This is a genomic window from Pseudomonas sp. Pf153, from assembly GCF_001269775.1.
In the GTDB taxonomy this organism is placed as follows: domain Bacteria; phylum Pseudomonadota; class Gammaproteobacteria; order Pseudomonadales; family Pseudomonadaceae; genus Aquipseudomonas; species Aquipseudomonas uvaldensis.
Window position 1 is genome coordinate 979271 of record NZ_LHVL01000030.1, and the last position, 16047, is coordinate 995317.

The following is a 16047-nucleotide window of genomic DNA, read 5'->3' on the forward strand; positions in this document are numbered from 1 at the left end:
CAGGGTTTCCTGCATGCAGGCCTCATGGCTTTGAAAAAATGCTCTCCTCGGCCTGGACCAAAGCAAAGCGCGGCACCCGTTCGCCGTCAACCTCGACGGACTCCTGAAACATGCTCAAGGGGCGCACCCAAAAGCCGTAATCGCCATACAGGGCCTGGTAAAAGACCACTTCTTCCTCGGTCTCGGAATGCCGCGCAATGCTGAACACGCGGTACTGCGGACCTTTGTAATGCTGGTAGAGCCCTGGTTGTATCGGCATGCTTCGGCCCTCACTCAAGTCGTTTCAAAATAAAAACAAAATAAATCCACAAAAACAAAAACCGGGGCACTCGGCCCCGGCTTCCATCACCGCAACGCTTAGACGCGTTCGAAGACAGTGGCGATGCCTTGGCCGAGACCAATGCACATGGTGGACACCCCGAAAGTGCCGCCGTTCTGTTTCATGACGTTCAGCAACGTACCGGAGATACGCGCACCGGAACAACCGAACGGGTGACCCAGGGCGATCGCGCCGCCGTGAAGGTTAACCTTCTCGTCCATCTTGTCGAGCACTTTCAAATCTTTCAGCACGGGCAGGGCCTGTGCAGCGAACGCTTCGTTGAGCTCGATGAAGTCGATATCGGCCATGCTCAGGCCGGCACGCTTCAAGGCTTTTTGCGTGGCCGGTACTGGACCATAGCCCATGATCGCCGGGTCCACACCCGCCACCGCCATCGACCGGATCACCGCCATCGGCTGGATACCCAGGTCCTGGGCACGCTGGGCCGACATCACGATCATGCACGAAGCACCGTCGGTGATCTGCGACGAAGTACCGGCCGTCACGGTACCACCTTTGGGGTTGAAGGCCGGCTTGAGGGTCGCCAGGCTTTCGAGGGTGGTTTCCGGTCGGATGGTTTCGTCATAGTCGAACAGCTTCAGGAAGCCGTTCTCGTCGTAACCCTGCATCGGGATGATCTCGTCCTTGAATTTGCCTTCCACCGTCGCCTTGTGGGCGAGCTGGTGGGAACGCACCCCAAAGGCGTCCTGCTGCTCACGGGTGATGCCGTGCATCTTGCCCAGCATTTCCGCGGTGAGGCCCATCATGCCGGATGCTTTCGCCGCATACAGAGACATGTGCGGGTTCGGATCGACACCGTGCATCATGCTCACGTGGCCCATGTGCTCTACGCCGCCGACGACGAAAACGTCGCCGTTGCCGGTCATGATTGCCTGGGCGGCGGTGTGCAGCGCGCTCATCGACGAACCGCACAGGCGGCTGACGGTCTGGCCGGCCGACGTGTGGGGAATCTGGGTCATCAGCGAGGCCATGCGGGCAATGTTCCAGCCCTGCTCCAGGGTCTGGTTGACACAGCCCCAGATCACGTCCTCGACTTCATTCGGATCGACCTTGACGTTGCGCTCCAGCAGCTTGCTGATCAGGTGCGCCGACATGTCTTCGGCGCGGGTGTTGCGGTGCATGCCGCCCTTGGAGCGGCCCATCGGCGTACGACCGAAGTCGACGATCACGACGTCTCTAGGATTCAAGCTCATAAATGTTCTCTCGCTCTAGTCGTTGGGCGCTTAACCGAAGAAGCTCTGGCCGTTCTTGGCCATTTCACGCAGCTTCTCGGTGGGGTGGTACAGCGCGCCCAGATCAGCGTACTGGTCAGCCAGGGCAACGAACTGGGCAACACCGATCGAATCGATGTAGCGCAGCGCACCGCCACGGAATGGAGGGAAACCGATACCGTAGACCAGACCCATGTCCGCTTCAGCGGCGGTTTCGACAATGCCGTCTTCCAGGCAACGCACGGTTTCCAGGCACAACGGGATCATCATCCAGTTGATGATGTCCTCATCGGTGACTTCGCGCTGCTCGTAGACGATCGGCTTGAGCACTTCCAGTACCGACGGGTCGGCCACTTTCTTCTGCTTGCCGCGCTTATCGGTTTCGTAGGCGTAGAAGCCCTTGCCGTTCTTCTGGCCCAGGCGCTTGGCTTCGTAGAGCACGTCGACGGCCGAGCGACGGTCGTCCTTCATGCGGTCCGGGAAACCTTCGGCCATGACATCGCGACCATGGTGACCGGTGTCGATACCGACCACGTCCATCAGGTAGGCCGGCCCCATCGGCCAACCGAATTTTTCCATGATCTTGTCGATACGCACGAAGTCAACGCCAGCGCTGACCAACTTGGCGAAACCGCCGAAGTACGGGAACAGCACGCGATTGACCAAAAAGCCCGGGCAATCGTTGACGACGATCGGGTTCTTGCCCATTTTCTTGGCGTAGGCCACGGTGGTAGCGATGGCCTGTTCGCTGGACTTCTCGCCACGGATCACTTCCACCAGCGGCATCATGTGCACGGGGTTGAAGAAGTGCATGCCGACGAAGTTTTCCGGACGCTTGAGGGCCTTGGCCAGCAGCGAAATGGAAATGGTCGAGGTGTTGGAGGCCAGAATGGTGTCTTCCTTCACCTTGTCTTCGACTTCAGCCAATACCGCCTGCTTGACCTTCGGATTCTCGACGACCGCTTCGACCACCAGGTCGACATGGCCAAAGTCGCCATAGGACAGGGTCGGGCGAATGCCGTTGAGCACTTCGGCCATCTTCGCCGCGGTCATGCGACCTTTCTCGACGCGCCCCACCAGCAGCTTGGCGGCTTCGGCCAGCCCCTGCTCGATACCGTGTTCATTGATGTCTTTCATCAGGATCGGCGTGCCTTTGGACGCCGACTGATAAGCGATACCACCGCCCATGATGCCCGCGCCCAACACGGCGGCCTGCTTCACGTCACGGGCGATTTCGTCGTAGGCCTTGGCCTTTTTCTTCAGTTCCTGGTCATTGAGGAACAGACCGATCAGGCTTTGTGCCGCAGAGGTCTTGGCCAACTTGACGAAGCCGGCGGCCTCGGCTTCCAGGGCCTTGTCGCGACCAAAGTTCGCGGCTTTCTGGATAGTCTTGATCGCTTCGACCGGCGCCGGGTAGTTCGGGCCCGCCTGACCGGCCACGAAACCTTTGGCGGTTTCGAAGGCCATCATCTGTTCGATGGCGTTGAGCTTGAGCTTTTCCAGTTTTGGCTGGCGCTTGGCCTTGTGATCGAACTCACCGCTGATGGCACGCTTGATCAGTTCGAGGGCGGCGTCCTGGAGTTTGCCAGGCTCGACCACGGCATCCACGGCACCCACTTTGAGCGCGTCTTCGGCACGGTTTTCCTTGCCGGCGGCAATCCACTCAATGGCATTGTCGACACCAATCAGGCGTGGCAGGCGCACGGTGCCGCCGAAGCCGGGGTAGATCCCCAATTTGACTTCGGGCAGACCAATCTTGGCCGACGTCGACATGACGCGATAATCCGCCGCCAGGCACATTTCCAGCCCGCCCCCCAGGGCGATACCGTTGATGGCCGCCACGGTCGGAACGTTGAGGTCTTCGAAGTCGCTGAAGATACGGTTGGCTTCGAGGTTGCCAGCGATCAGTTCGGCATCGGGCAGCTTGAAGTTGTCGACGAACTCGGTGATGTCGGCGCCGACGATGAACACGTCCTTGCCACTGCTGACGATCACACCTTTGATCGAAGCATCTGCCTTGATAGTGTCCACGGCCTGACGCAATTCATTCAGGGTTAGACGGTTGAACTTGTTGACGGACTCACCCTTGAGGTCGAATTTCAGTTCGACGATGCCGCTTTCAAGAGCCTTAACCGTGATGGCTTTACCTTCGTAAATCATCAACTGATCTCCACGATATGGAAGCTGAACAGTACACGTTGGACGCTGACCACTGGTTCGGCATTGACGTTTACCGTCGATGCTACGCCAATCCGCCAGGCACACCCGTCAACGCGATAGTCGGGTTTCTGTAGGACCGTTCGGAAAATACAAACGCTCAATTCATACGCCCGTTTGATTTGGGTACGTCACCTTCACGGAAATTCCGACAATTGTCAATCGCCCTAAACAAGGGCTTGAGCGCGACTTTACGGTCATTTCCGTACCGCACGGATCCGCAACACGGCGCCGCATGAAAGGCCATTCATAAGATCAATAATTAGAAAAGTCGCCCTAATTCCGGGCGCAATGAATTCAACCGGCTATGCTGGCGACAGTGCTTTTGAAAAATCTTCGAGAAAGGCGTTACGAACGAACGCCCAAATAGCCCCTGGTTACCGGCCTGCCTGGCCAACCCGCCCGATGAGACTGTCGGGCTTTTTTATGGTTCGGATCAGGGTTCAGGCGCAAGCCTTGAGCACGTCGGAAATGTCCTGCAATACAGTGGCTTCGCCTTTTTCACCCCAGAACAAGGCAATCATCTGCCCGTCAGCCTCGATTTTGTAGACGTTGGCCGGCAACTTGCTCAGATGAACGAGCAGCGACTCATCCTGGCAGGCTTCCCGCCATTGGTTGACCCAGACCCCCGGTGCGCTTTGCCAGTAACTCCAGGTGTCCGGTTGCTTGCCACGCCGGGGCCGATAGTACTGCGCACAGGGGTTCGGCGGTTGCGGATCGAGCCAGTGCGGCCATTGCTGTGGAGCCAATTGCATGGCCAGGCCAAGGCGACGCGCCTCCATGCGCAAGGCCATGCGACCATTTTGTACACGGGACGGGCGCAACCATGCCAAGGGGCTCAACACCACCAGAATGATTGACACCACTATCCAGACCGTCATATCTGTACTCCCGAATTCTGATGGGCCATTGACCCATGTCGCCGTCAATGCGCTTGAAACCAGCCATACTTAACCGTATCGCAATTCTCTGGAGTGCTTTTCATGTACTACGAACACATCCTGGTCGCCGTCGACCTCACTGAAGAATGCGATCCCGTCATCAAACGCGCTCGCGCCCTGTGCGACGGTCGAAACACCAAGCTGTCGCTGGTGCATATCGTCGAGCCGATGGCCATGGCGTTTGGCGGTGATGTGCCAATGGACCTTTCCCAGCTGCAGCAGCAACAGTTCGACCAAGCCAAGGAACGTCTTGACCGCCTGATCGTGAAATACCCGGACCTGAAACGTGAAAACAGCCACCTGACCTACGGCCAGCCGCGCCAGGAAATTCATCACCTGGCCAAGGAACAGGGTTGCGACCTGATCGTCGTCGGCAGCCATGGCCGCCACGGCCTGGCGCTGCTGTTGGGCTCCACTGCCAATGACGTGCTGCATGGCGCGCCTTGCGACGTGCTGGCGGTCCACCTGGTCAAACGCGCATAAAAAACTTGTGCTAGCGGGCTTGCTCGCGAATGCGGTGTATCAGTTACACAACTATTGACTGACGCACTGCATTCGCGAGCAAGCCCGCTCCCACAGGAGATTGCGTTTCAGAACATCCTGGCGCGAACGATCAAGCGTCCAGCTCAGCCCAGCGCTCGACCAGGGCATCCAGCTCCGCCTGCAACTGCTCCAGATGGGCGATCACCCTGGCGGTTTCAGCAGGAGGACGCTGGTAGAAGCCGGCCTCGGCCATTTCGGCCTCCACCGCAGCGATTTGCGCTTCCTTGGCATCGATATCGCCTGGCAGGGCTTCCAGCTCGCGCTGCAACTTGTAGCTCAGTTTCTTCTTGGCCGGTGCGGGAGCCGCTGCCGCCACAACCGGAGCGGGCTCGGCCTTGACCACGGCCGAGTTCAGGTCGGCTTTGCCGGACTTGCTCTCGGTCACGCCCAGCAGACGCGGTGAACCGCCCTGGCGCAACCAGTCCTGATACCCACCGACGTATTCGCGGACACGCCCCTCACCTTCGAACACCAGCGTGCTGGTGACTACGTTGTCGAGGAAAGCCCGGTCGTGGCTGACCATCAGCACGGTGCCGCTGAACGTCAGCAGGACCTCTTCCAGCAACTCGAGGGTTTCTACGTCCAGGTCGTTGGTTGGCTCGTCGAGTACCAGCAGGTTCGCCGGCTTGCTGAACAGTTTCGCCAGCAACAGGCGGGCACGCTCGCCGCCAGACAAGGCCTTGACCGGGGTCCGGGCACGCTGGGGGCTGAACAGGAAATCGCCCAGGTAACTCAACACATGACGGCTCTGACCGTCGATCTCGATAAAATCACGACCTTCGGCGACGTTATCGATCACAGTCTTTTCCAGATCCAGTTGATGGCGCAACTGGTCGAAGTAGGCGACATCGATTTTCGTCCCTTCCTCCACCTTGCCGCTGGTCGGCGTCAAGCCGCCTAGCATCAGCTTGAGCAACGTGGTCTTGCCCGTACCGTTTGCCCCCAGCAAGCCGATGCGGTCGCCCCGCTGCAGGACCATGGAGAAATCCTTGATCAGGAACGGGCCATCCGGGTGAGCGAAGCTGACGTTTTCCAGCACCATCACCTGCTTTCCGGATTTTTCGGCGGTTTCCAGCTGGATGTTGGCCTTGCCGGTACGCTCGCGACGCTCGCTGCGCTCGACACGCAAGGCCTTGAGGGCGCGTACGCGGCCTTCGTTACGGGTACGACGGGCTTTGATTCCCTGGCGGATCCAGACTTCTTCCTGGGCCAGGCGCTTGTCGAACAGGGCATTGGCGGTTTCTTCCGCCGCCAGCGCTGCTTCCTTGTGCACCAGGAAACTGGCGTAGTCGCCGTTCCAGTCGATCAGGCCACCACGGTCCAGCTCCAGGATCCGGGTCGCGAGGTTTTGCAGGAACGAGCGGTCGTGGGTAATGAACAGCACGGCCCCCTGGAAGTCCTTCAAGGCTTCTTCAAGCCAGGCGATGGCGCCGATGTCCAAGTGGTTGGTCGGTTCGTCGAGCAGCAGCAGGTCTGGCTCGGACACCAGGGCCTGGGCCAGCAGGACACGGCGCCGCCAGCCACCGGACAAGTCGGCGAGGGTCTTGTCGGCCGGCAATTGCAGGCGACTCAGGGTGCTGTCCACCAGTTGCTGCAGGCGCCAGCCATCGCGGGCCTCCAGGTCATGCTGCACATGCATCAGTTTTTCCAGGTCGGCATCGGTAACGATGTTCTGGCTCAGATGATGATATTCAGCCAACAACGCGCCGACGCCATCCAGGCCCTCGGCGACCACATCGAACACCGTCCGCTCGTCGGCCACCGGCAGTTCCTGGGGCAATTCGCCGATCTTCAGGCCCGGTGCACGCCAGACCGAGCCGTCGTCGGGCTTCTGGTCGCCCTTGACGAGCTTCATCATGCTGGACTTGCCGGTGCCGTTGCGGCCGATGATGCACACCCGCTCGCCACGGGCGATCTGCCAGGACACCTTGTCCAACAACGGCATGGCGCCGAACGCAAGGGACACATCGCTGAATTTGAGCAGAGTCATGAGCTTCTCCAAAAACCGGGCGCGCATTCTACCTGAGATGGGACCTCGCAGGGCCGCCAATTTCGTCACCCAAAGGCTCTTTACATGTTCTGCACAACAAATACCGTGAACTTGCGTCGACAACCTTGCAAAGCTTTCGCCGCCTGCTGGCAAAAGGCTAAGCTACAGACAGTTACCCTGGGTTTTCCCTTGGGCTTGTCATGTTTTTTCTGCCCGGACGTATCATGCGCAGTCGCCTTTTTAGTGTCTTGTCTTGTCTTTTCGTGTGTGCCACTGCCGTCCAAACCGCCCAGGCGGTGGATATCTCCACTCAACGCCAGTATTACGATGAGGCCAAGCGTGCCCTGGCCAAGGGCGACTCCGGCCCGTATTTTCGCTACAGCCAGGCTCTGCGCGATTATCCGCTGGAACCGTACCTGGCCTATGACGAACTGACCGCACGCCTCAAGAGTGCCAGCAACGCCGAAATCGAGAAATTCCTCGCCGAACACGGTGACCTGCCCCAGGCCAACTGGATGAAGTTGCGCTGGTTGCGTTGGCTTAGCGAACGCGGTGACTGGCAGACCTTCGTCAAATACTACGATCCCAAGCTTAACTTCACCGAGCTGGATTGCCTCAATGCTCAGTACCAGCTCACCCATGGCCTGAAAGCCGAAGGCTACGCCAACACCGAGAAACTCTGGCTTACCGGCAAATCCCAGCCCCAGGCGTGCGATGCGCTGTTCGGCCTGTGGGCCTCACAGGGTCAGTTGACGGAACAGAGACGCTGGGAGCGGGCCAAGCTGGCCGCCCAGGCCCGCAATTATCCGCTGGCCAACAGCCTGGTCAGCGGTCTGACCACGCTCGCCTCCCGCGGCAAATTGCTGGTGGACGTGGCGCAGAAACCCGAGCTGCTCAACCAGCCATCGCGCTTCAGCCCGGCCGACGAGCCGATGTCCGATATCGTCAGCCTCGGCCTTCGCCGCCTCGCCCGCCAGGATCCAGACAAAGCCATGGCGTTGCTGGACGGCTACGCCAGCACCATGCATTTTTCCCGGGATGAAAAGGTCGCCATTGCCCGGGAAATCGGCCTGACCCTGGCCAAGCGTTTCGACAGCCGTGCCCTGGACGTAATGACCAAATATGATCCGGAGCTGCGCGACGATACCGTCTCGGAATGGCGCTTACGCCTGCTGCTGCGCCTGGGGCGTTGGAACGAGGCCTATGAATTGACCCGTCGCTTGCCCGAATCGCTGGCCAGCACCAACCGCTGGCGTTACTGGCAGGCACGCAGTCTGGAACTGGCGCAACCGCAAAACCCGGAAGTGCAGAATCTCTACAAGCATCTGGCGCGGGAGCGGGACTTCTATGGCTTCCTGGCCGCCGACCGCTCCCAGGCGCCCTACTCCCTTGTCAACAAGCCGCTGGTCATGAGCCAGGCGCTGATCAACAAAGTACGCAATACCCCGGGGGTACGCCGGGCGCTGGAGTTTCATGCCCGCGGGCAAATCGTCGATGGGCGCCGGGAGTGGTACCACGTCAGTCGGCATTTCAACCGCGACGAAATGGTCGCCCAGGCGAAGCTCGCCTATGACCTCAAATGGTATTTCCCGGCCATCCGCACCATCAGTCAGGCCAAGTATTGGGACGATCTGGACATCCGGTTCCCAATGGCCCACCGCGATACCCTCGTGCGCGAGGCCAAGGTCCGTGGCTTGCATTCAAGCTGGGTCTTCGCGATTACCCGCCAGGAAAGCGCCTTCATGGATGACGCCCGCTCCAGCGTCGGTGCCGCCGGCCTGATGCAATTGATGCCCGGCACCGCCAAGGAAACAGCGCGCAAGTTCAGCATCCCCCTGGCCTCGCCACAGCAGGTATTGAACCCGGACAAGAATATCCAGCTCGGCGCGGCCTACCTGAGCCAGGTCCACAGTCAGTTCAACGGCAACCGTGTACTGGCTTCGGCCGCCTACAATGCCGGCCCCGGGCGCGTGCGCCAGTGGCTGCGTGGCGCCGATCACCTGAGCTTCGACGTCTGGGTCGAGAGCATCCCGTTCGATGAAACCCGCCAATACGTGCAGAACGTGCTGTCCTACTCGGTGATCTACGGCCAGAAACTCAATTCACCACAGCCGCTGGTTGACTGGCATGAGCGGTATTTTGATGATCAGTGAGGGTTAGCGGCAGGCGTCGAGCTTCAAGCGGCAAGCTGTTCCTCAAAAGCAAAAAAATGCCCGTATCGAAAGCTACGGGCATTTTTTGTCGGTTACTGGACCTTACGAGAGCAGTTCTCAGTCAGTTGCCGACTCCCGACCAGCATTGAATTGCAATGCCGCCAACCGCGCATACAACGCATTGCTGACAACCAATTCCTGATGCGTGCCCACCGCAACCACCCTGCCCTGGTCCATCACCGCGATCCGGTCGGCGTTTTTCACCGTGGCCAGGCGGTGGGCAATGACCAGGGTGGTGCGGTTCTTCATCAGGCTGGGCAGGGCTTGCTGGATCAAGTGTTCACTTTGGGCATCGAGGGCGCTGGTGGCTTCGTCCAGCAGCAGGATTGGCGCGTCTACCAGCAACGCCCGTGCGATCGCAAGGCGCTGGCGCTGGCCGCCGGACAGCCCCAGGCCACCGTCGCCCAGATGGGTCTGATAGCCGTCGGGCATCCTTTCGATGAAGTCGTGGGCATGGGCGATCCGCGCCGCGTTGCGCACTTGCTCCAACGTCGCTTCAGGATTGCCATAGCGGATGTTTTCTTCGACGGTGCCGAAGAACAGCGCGGGACTTTGCGAAACCAGGGCGAAGTGCCGGCGCAGGTCCAGCGGGTCGAGCCGGGTGAGCGGTACCTCATCTATGAAAATCTGCCCTTGCGCCGGATCGTAGAAACGCAGCAACAAATCGTACACCGTCGATTTTCCTGCCCCGGACGGGCCGACCAAAGCGAGGGTTTCGCCGGCCTGGACAGTCAGATCCAAGCCGTCGAGGGCATAGCTTTCAGGTCGGGAGGGATAGGAGAAACGCACGCCTTCAAGGCGCAGATCCCCCCGCACCCGAGCAGGCAACTTCACCTGGCCAGAGATCGGTGGCTGGATGATGTTTTCCGAACGCAGCAGTTCGGCAATGCGCTCGGCCGCGCCAGCCGCCCGTTGAAGCTCACCGATTACCTCGCTCAGGGTGCCAAAGGCGCTGCCGACGATCAGGCTGTAGAACACGAAAGCCGCCAGCTCACCGCCGGATATCCGCCCCGCGATCACATCCATGCCACCGACCCAGAGCATCACCCCCACCGCCCCCAGCACCAGCACGATCACCAGGGTGATCAGCCAGGCCCGCTGGGCGATGCGCTTGCGCGCGGTGTTGAAGGCCTGCTCCACGGTGAGGGCGAAACGTCGCTCGTCCTGGACCTGATGATTGTAGGCCTGCACGGTCTTTATCTGGCCCAGGGTTTCGGAAACATAACTGCCGACATCGGCGATGCGGTCCTGACTTTCGCGGGACAAGCTGCGTACCCGCCGACCGAACACCAGGATCGGCGCCAACACCAGCGGCAACGCAATCACCACGATGCTGGTGAGCTTGGGGTTGGTAATGAACAGCAGCACGATGCCGCCGACCACCATCAAGGCATTACGCAAGAACAGCGACAGCGAAGAACCGATCACCGATTGCAGCAACGTGGTATCGGCTGTAAGCCGCGACTGGATTTCCGAACTGCGGTTGTTCTCGTAGAACCCCGGGTGCAGATACACCAGATGGTTGAACACCTGGCGGCGGATGTCGGCCACCACCCGCTCGCCAATCCACGACACCAGATAGAAACGGGAAAAGGTCCCGATTGCCAATCCGACCACCAGGACCATGAACAGCCCGATGGACTGGTTGAGCAAATGGGGAGATCGGGTCATGAAGCCTTGGTCCACGAGCAACCGGATCCCTTGGCCCATGGACAATGTGATGGCTGCCGTGACTATGAGGGCCAGCAAGGCGCCGGCGACCTGCTTGCGGTAGGGGGCGATAAAACCACTGGCCAAGCCAATGGCACGACGATGTCGGGAAGTAAGCATCAATGAATATCCGATAATGCGGAACCACGTTGAATCGGAATGAGTCAGGTTAAATATGACCACAACGACGAATGGCTAGATGTTATCGGTCTAAAGTCCGGGTGGAAACGCAACGATGTTTCTGTTTGAGTAATGGTGTCGCCATGGACCTACAAGGAGTGTCATGGCTCGGTCACCTGGCGACACTAAACTAGGCACACAACCTGATGAGGAGACAGGCCATGTCCTTGCAACACAGCAGCGACGACAAGATTCAAGTGATCCGAACGCAACCAGACCAGTCCCTGGGCTGCTCGTTCATCGATGCCCAAGGGCGCGAAGTACCGATCACTGAAGCGATGATCCAGAAAGCTTGCAGCGAGCTGGAAAAACGACTGGTCAAGCCTGCCGAACAAAAGTGATACAGCCCGTCTTCAACTGAACCCGACCTTGATGTCGGGTTTTTTGTGCGTGGCCGGATAGGCAGCTTATACAGCGATGGCGCCCAGCGCAGTGACGATCCGCTGCAGAGCCGGGGACTGCCCTTCGATACGCACCTTCAGGCTGTCGATCTCCCGACGAGGCGGGTAATGCTTGCGCAGAGCGTCGAAGGCCGCACGTTGCTCAGTGACCGTGCCCACCAGACTGCGACGAAAATCCGCATCATCGCGACGTGGGTCGTAGACGCTGCGACACAACGCCGCCAGCGCCCAGGCAGGATCGGTTGCGGCATCCAGGGTTACACCGCCCAACCAGGGCCTGGGCAGCAGGTCGGCAAGGCTGACTTGAGCCGGTCGTTGCAGGAAATCGCACAAGGCTTCGTAAATCTGCGCGGTGCCGCGTTGCCGACCGTCCAAGCTGTAGCCGGCAATGTGCGGCGTAGCGATCACGCATAAATCGGCCAGGTCTACATCCACCGTCGGCTCCTGCTCCCAGACATCCAGTACCGTTTGCAGGTCCTCGCGCTCCAGCAACACATTGCGTAGCGCAACGTTATCGATGACAGGCCCCCGTGCGGCGTTGATCAGCCAGGTGCCGGGCCGGAGGCGATTCAAGCGTTGCTCGTCGAACAAATGCCAGGTCGGCAGCTCCCCATCGCGGGTCAGCGGCGTGTGCAGGCTGATCACATCGCACTGTTCGATGATCTGCTCCAGGCTGAAATAATCTCCGCCTTCGGCGACCTGGCGAGGTGGATCGCAGACCTTCACGGCCCAGCCCAGCCCCTTGAGCACGTTGATCAAGCGCCCACCTACCTGACCTGCGCCAACGACACCAAAAGTACGTTGGCCGAGATCCGCACCTTCGATTTCGGCCAGGGTCATCAGGCTGCCCAGTACATAATCCACCACACCCCGGGCATTACAGCCCGGCGCGCTGGCCCAGCGGATCCCGGCCTGCGCAAGGTACTCCAGGTCCAGGTGATCGGTGCCGATGGTGCAGGTGCCGACAAAGCGCACACTGCTGCCTTCCAGCAGCGCCCGATTGACCTGACTGACGGAGCGCACCAACAACACGTCGGCCTGGGCGACCATCGCCCGATCGATGCCTCGCCCCGGTACCCGGCGAATTTCGCCGAAGCCGGCAAAGAATGCATCGAGCAGGGGAATATTTTCATCGGCGACTATCAGCATGGCGCGGCTCCTTTGGCGGGGTGGGCAGTGTAGGCGTTCCGGTGGGTCAGTGCATTACTCGAAGAGCAAGAGAATGCGGTTGTAGGAGCAAGGCTTGCCCGCGATTACAAATCCACTACACAGGTTTTTTCCTGACCGTTGTGTCAAGGCGTAGAATTCGCCGCCTTGCGCTTACCTTTCGGACGTTTTACCTGTGAATCCTGTCATCGACACCCCTGCCTCTCTTTCCCGCCCGGCCCGGCTTCGCCTGGAGCTCAAGACCCTGCTGGCCCTGGCGCTGCCCATCATGGTGGCGCAACTGGCGACCACAGCGATGGGCTTCGTCGATGCAGTGATGGCGGGACGCGTCGGTCCTCGGGACCTGGCGGCGGTGGCACTGGGCAATTCGATCTGGGTGCCGGTGTTCCTGTTGATGACCGGTACGTTGCTGGCCACCACCCCAAAAGTTGCCCAGCGCTTCGGGGCCGGGACCTTTGACGAGATCGGTCCCCTTGTGCGCCAGGCGCTGTGGCTGGCGCTGGCGGTAGGGTTGCTCGCAACGCTGGCATTGTTCAGCGCCGAACCGGTCCTGCACATCATGAAAGTGGACCCTGAGCTGATCGGACCGTGTATGGAGTATCTGCGGGGCATTGGCACGGGCCTGCCTGCAGTGGCGCTTTATCATGTGCTGCGCTGCTTCAGCGACGGCCTGGGCCGTACGCGACCGGCGATGGTATTAGGGTTGTGCGGGCTGGCTCTGAACATTCCGTTCAACTACATCTTTATCTATGGTCATTTGGGCGTACCGGCCATGGGCGGCGTCGGCTGCGGCTGGGCCACGGCCATCGTGATGTGGGCCATGGCCCTGGGCATGGCCGGTTGGGCGCGCTGGGCACCGGCCTATCAGTCGAGCCATTTGTTCAGTCGCTTCGATTGGCCACATTGGCCGGTGATCAAGCGACTGCTGGGCATCGGCCTGCCCATCGGTATTGCGGTGTTTGCCGAGTCGAGTATTTTTGCGGTGATTGCCCTGCTGATCGGCAGTCTGGGCGCCACGGTGGTGGCCGGGCACCAGATCGCGCTGAATTTCAGCTCCCTGGTGTTCATGATCCCCTATTCTCTGGGCATGGCCGTGACGGTTCGGGTCGGCCAGGCTCTCGGGCGACGCCAGCCCCGGGAGGCGCGGTTTGCCGCCGGCGTCGGCATGGGCACCGCCCTGGCTTACGCCTGCCTGTCAGCGAGCCTGATGTTCGGGTTGCGCGGCCCGATCGCCTCGATCTACACCGCCGATCCGGTGGTGATCGAAGTGGCATCCATGCTGATCGTGTACGCGGCATTGTTCCAGTTTTCAGACGGGATCCAGGTAACGGCCGCGGGCGCGTTGCGCGGCTATCAGGACACCCGGGTGACGATGATCCTGACGCTGTTCGCCTATTGGGGCATTGGCTTGCCGGTGGGTTACGCCCTGGGCCTGACCGACTGGCTGGGCGCGGCCAGCGGCCCGAGCGGATTGTGGCAAGGGTTGATCGTGGGCTTGAGCTGCGCAGCGCTGATGCTGTCGATCCGACTGGCCCGCAGCGCACGCAGGCAGATCCGCATCAGCCGCTCGATGGATTAAGCGAGCTTCTTGCGGATCCAGTAGCGGTAGGTGCCGTTCTCTTCGTCCTGGGCCACCAACTGGTGGTCGAGGAACACACAGAACTTGGGAATATCACGGCGGGTCGAGGGGTCGGTGGCAATCACCTTCAACAGCCCGCCAGGCACCAGGTCGCGGATGTGCTGGTGCAACATCATCACCGGCTCCGGGCAATTGAGACCGGAGGCATCCAGTGTGCCGTCGACCGGCGTATCGTTCATTTCACTCATGATCTACTCCTGAAACCGGGCGGTATTGTCGCGCAATGTCGGCGTGCGGTCACCTTTCGCTTAACGTGCCTGTAGGAGGCCTTGTGGGAGCAAGGCCTATTTGAGCAAGGCCTGTGGGAGCAAGGCTTGCCCGCGATGCAGGCGACTCGATCTGCACAAGGACCGCGTTATCGTTTATCGCGAGCAAGCTTTGCTCCCACAGGCTTCTTGCTCTCCAGCCGCCGCAGATGACACGTCACCTCTTCGCGATCGTGGTACAGCTGCTTGCAACCGATCTCGACCTTGATCCCCCTGGCCTTGAAGCCTTCTGCGATACGCTCGAGCAAGCGCTTCACTTCGGCGTATCGCTGCTTCATCGGCAGCTTGAGGTTGACTACCGCCTCGCGACAGTGCCCTTCGCCGATCCACTCTTCCAGCATCGCTGCGTTGCGTGCCGGCTTCTCGACGATGTCGCAGACCATCCAGTCCACCGGTTGTTTCGGCTTGAAGGTAAAGCCATCCGCCATGAGATGTTGCACCAGGCCGGTGTCCATCAGACTTTCGGCCATCGGGCCGTTGTCGATGGCGGTCACCAGCATCCCGCGGTTGACCAACTGCCAGGTCCAGCCACCCGGTGCGGCCCCGAGGTCGACGCCAGTCATATCGCTGTGCAGGCGCTCGTCCCACTGATCCCGAGGGATGAAGTGGTGCCAGGCTTCTTCAAGTTTGAGGGTGGAGCGACTTGGCGCTTCGCGAGGAAACTTCAGCCGTGGAATGCCCATCGGCCACATGGCGGAGTTCCCCGCCTCCGCCATCCCGAGGAACACTTCACGGCCGCTTTTGAAGGTCAGCAGCAGGCGCGGCTTATCCTTGTCATCGACGAGCTTGCCGGCACCGGTCAACGCCTTGCGCAACGGCCCTTCGAATTTTTTGCAGAAGTTCGACAGCTCCTTGCCATCATTGGTGTCCAGCACTTCCAGCCACAGGCTGCCGCAGGTCGGGAACGCGGCCAGATGAGACAGGATAACGCTGATGCGATCGGTTTCCGGCAGATCGATGAACAAGCCGCGTGCCCACTGGCGTGGAAAAATCAGCTCGGCGAAACGCTGGCCGCGCATCAGCCGTTCGGCACCGCCCTCTTCAGTGCAGACAAACTCGGCGCAGGCGCTGGCCGGCTTGGCCTTGGCGTATCCGGCCACATCGAGCCGGGCGGCGTGTTCGGCAATCTCCGAACAGACCTCGCCTTCGAAGCCCGGCCGGCAGTGCATGAAAAGCGTGTTCATTGAAACTCCGTAGCAAAGCCTGTCACGAAAATCGGCGCATGATAG

The 16047-nt window shown here is 60.3% G+C and carries 13 protein-coding genes; 4 read left to right on the forward strand and 9 right to left on the reverse strand.

Features of this window, described 5'->3' with window-relative positions:
- Positions 1-22: 22 nt before the first annotated feature.
- The 4 genes from AD666_RS25515 to AD666_RS25530 form a co-directional block, all read right to left on the reverse strand.
- On the reverse strand, positions 23-259 hold the full coding sequence (locus AD666_RS25515) for a DUF1653 domain-containing protein (RefSeq protein ID WP_053158697.1): 237 nt from the start codon (positions 257-259) through the stop codon (positions 23-25).
- Between the two features lie 98 nt (positions 260-357).
- Positions 358-1533 (reverse strand): acetyl-CoA C-acyltransferase FadA, encoded by a 1176-nt coding sequence (gene fadA / locus AD666_RS25520; protein ID WP_053158700.1) that lies wholly within the window; start codon positions 1531-1533, stop codon positions 358-360.
- Between the two features lie 30 nt (positions 1534-1563).
- Entirely contained in the window at positions 1564-3711 is a 2148-nt protein-coding gene (gene fadB / locus AD666_RS25525; protein WP_053158702.1) for a fatty acid oxidation complex subunit alpha FadB, read from the reverse strand.
- Between the two features lie 500 nt (positions 3712-4211).
- A complete protein-coding gene (locus AD666_RS25530) occupies positions 4212-4649 on the reverse strand; it encodes a hypothetical protein (protein WP_053158705.1) in 438 nt (145 codons plus the stop codon).
- Positions 4650-4751: 102 nt separating this feature from the next.
- Here AD666_RS25530 and AD666_RS25535 point away from each other — a divergent pair, with 102 nt between their 5' ends.
- Positions 4752-5192 carry a universal stress protein gene (locus tag AD666_RS25535; protein ID WP_053158708.1) on the forward strand — a complete coding sequence of 147 codons (441 nt, stop codon included), beginning with the start codon at positions 4752-4754 and terminating at the stop codon, positions 5190-5192.
- 130 nt (positions 5193-5322) lie between these two features.
- Here AD666_RS25535 and AD666_RS25540 read toward each other — a convergent pair whose 3' ends face one another.
- Complete coding sequence (locus AD666_RS25540) at positions 5323-7242, reverse strand: ATP-binding cassette domain-containing protein (protein WP_053158711.1); 1920 nt, start codon at positions 7240-7242, stop codon at positions 5323-5325.
- Positions 7243-7466: 224 nt separating this feature from the next.
- On the opposite strand from AD666_RS25540, the gene AD666_RS25545 reads away from it, so the two are divergent.
- Complete coding sequence (locus AD666_RS25545) at positions 7467-9395, forward strand: transglycosylase SLT domain-containing protein (protein WP_053158714.1); 1929 nt, start codon at positions 7467-7469, stop codon at positions 9393-9395.
- Between the two features lie 117 nt (positions 9396-9512).
- On the opposite strand, the gene AD666_RS25550 is transcribed toward AD666_RS25545, so the two are convergent.
- Positions 9513-11285: an ABC transporter transmembrane domain-containing protein gene (locus AD666_RS25550; protein ID WP_053158717.1), complete on the reverse strand. Its 1773-nt coding sequence runs from the start codon at positions 11283-11285 to the stop codon at positions 9513-9515.
- 221 nt (positions 11286-11506) lie between these two features.
- On the opposite strand from AD666_RS25550, the gene AD666_RS25555 reads away from it, so the two are divergent.
- Positions 11507-11686 carry a PA1571 family protein gene (locus AD666_RS25555; RefSeq protein ID WP_053158721.1) on the forward strand — a complete coding sequence of 60 codons (180 nt, stop codon included), beginning with the start codon at positions 11507-11509 and terminating at the stop codon, positions 11684-11686.
- Positions 11687-11752: 66 nt separating this feature from the next.
- On the opposite strand, the gene pdxB is transcribed toward AD666_RS25555, so the two are convergent.
- Positions 11753-12895 (reverse strand): 4-phosphoerythronate dehydrogenase PdxB, encoded by a 1143-nt coding sequence (pdxB, locus tag AD666_RS25560; RefSeq protein ID WP_053158723.1) that lies wholly within the window; start codon positions 12893-12895, stop codon positions 11753-11755.
- 193 nt (positions 12896-13088) lie between these two features.
- Between pdxB and AD666_RS25565 the strand changes: the two genes are divergently transcribed.
- Positions 13089-14492, forward strand: a complete 1404-nt coding sequence (locus tag AD666_RS25565) for an MATE family efflux transporter (RefSeq protein ID WP_053158726.1) — start codon at positions 13089-13091, stop codon at positions 14490-14492.
- On the opposite strand, the gene tusA is transcribed toward AD666_RS25565, so the two are convergent.
- Together tusA and rlmM are read right to left on the reverse strand one after the other, a co-directional pair.
- Positions 14489-14740: a sulfurtransferase TusA gene (gene tusA, locus AD666_RS25570; protein ID WP_053158731.1), complete on the reverse strand. Its 252-nt coding sequence runs from the start codon at positions 14738-14740 to the stop codon at positions 14489-14491. The genes AD666_RS25565 and tusA overlap by 4 nt on opposite strands.
- Before the next feature lie 167 nt (positions 14741-14907).
- On the reverse strand, positions 14908-16002 hold the full coding sequence (rlmM, locus tag AD666_RS25575) for a 23S rRNA (cytidine(2498)-2'-O)-methyltransferase RlmM (protein WP_053158734.1): 1095 nt from the start codon (positions 16000-16002) through the stop codon (positions 14908-14910).
- Positions 16003-16047 lie beyond the last annotated feature (45 nt).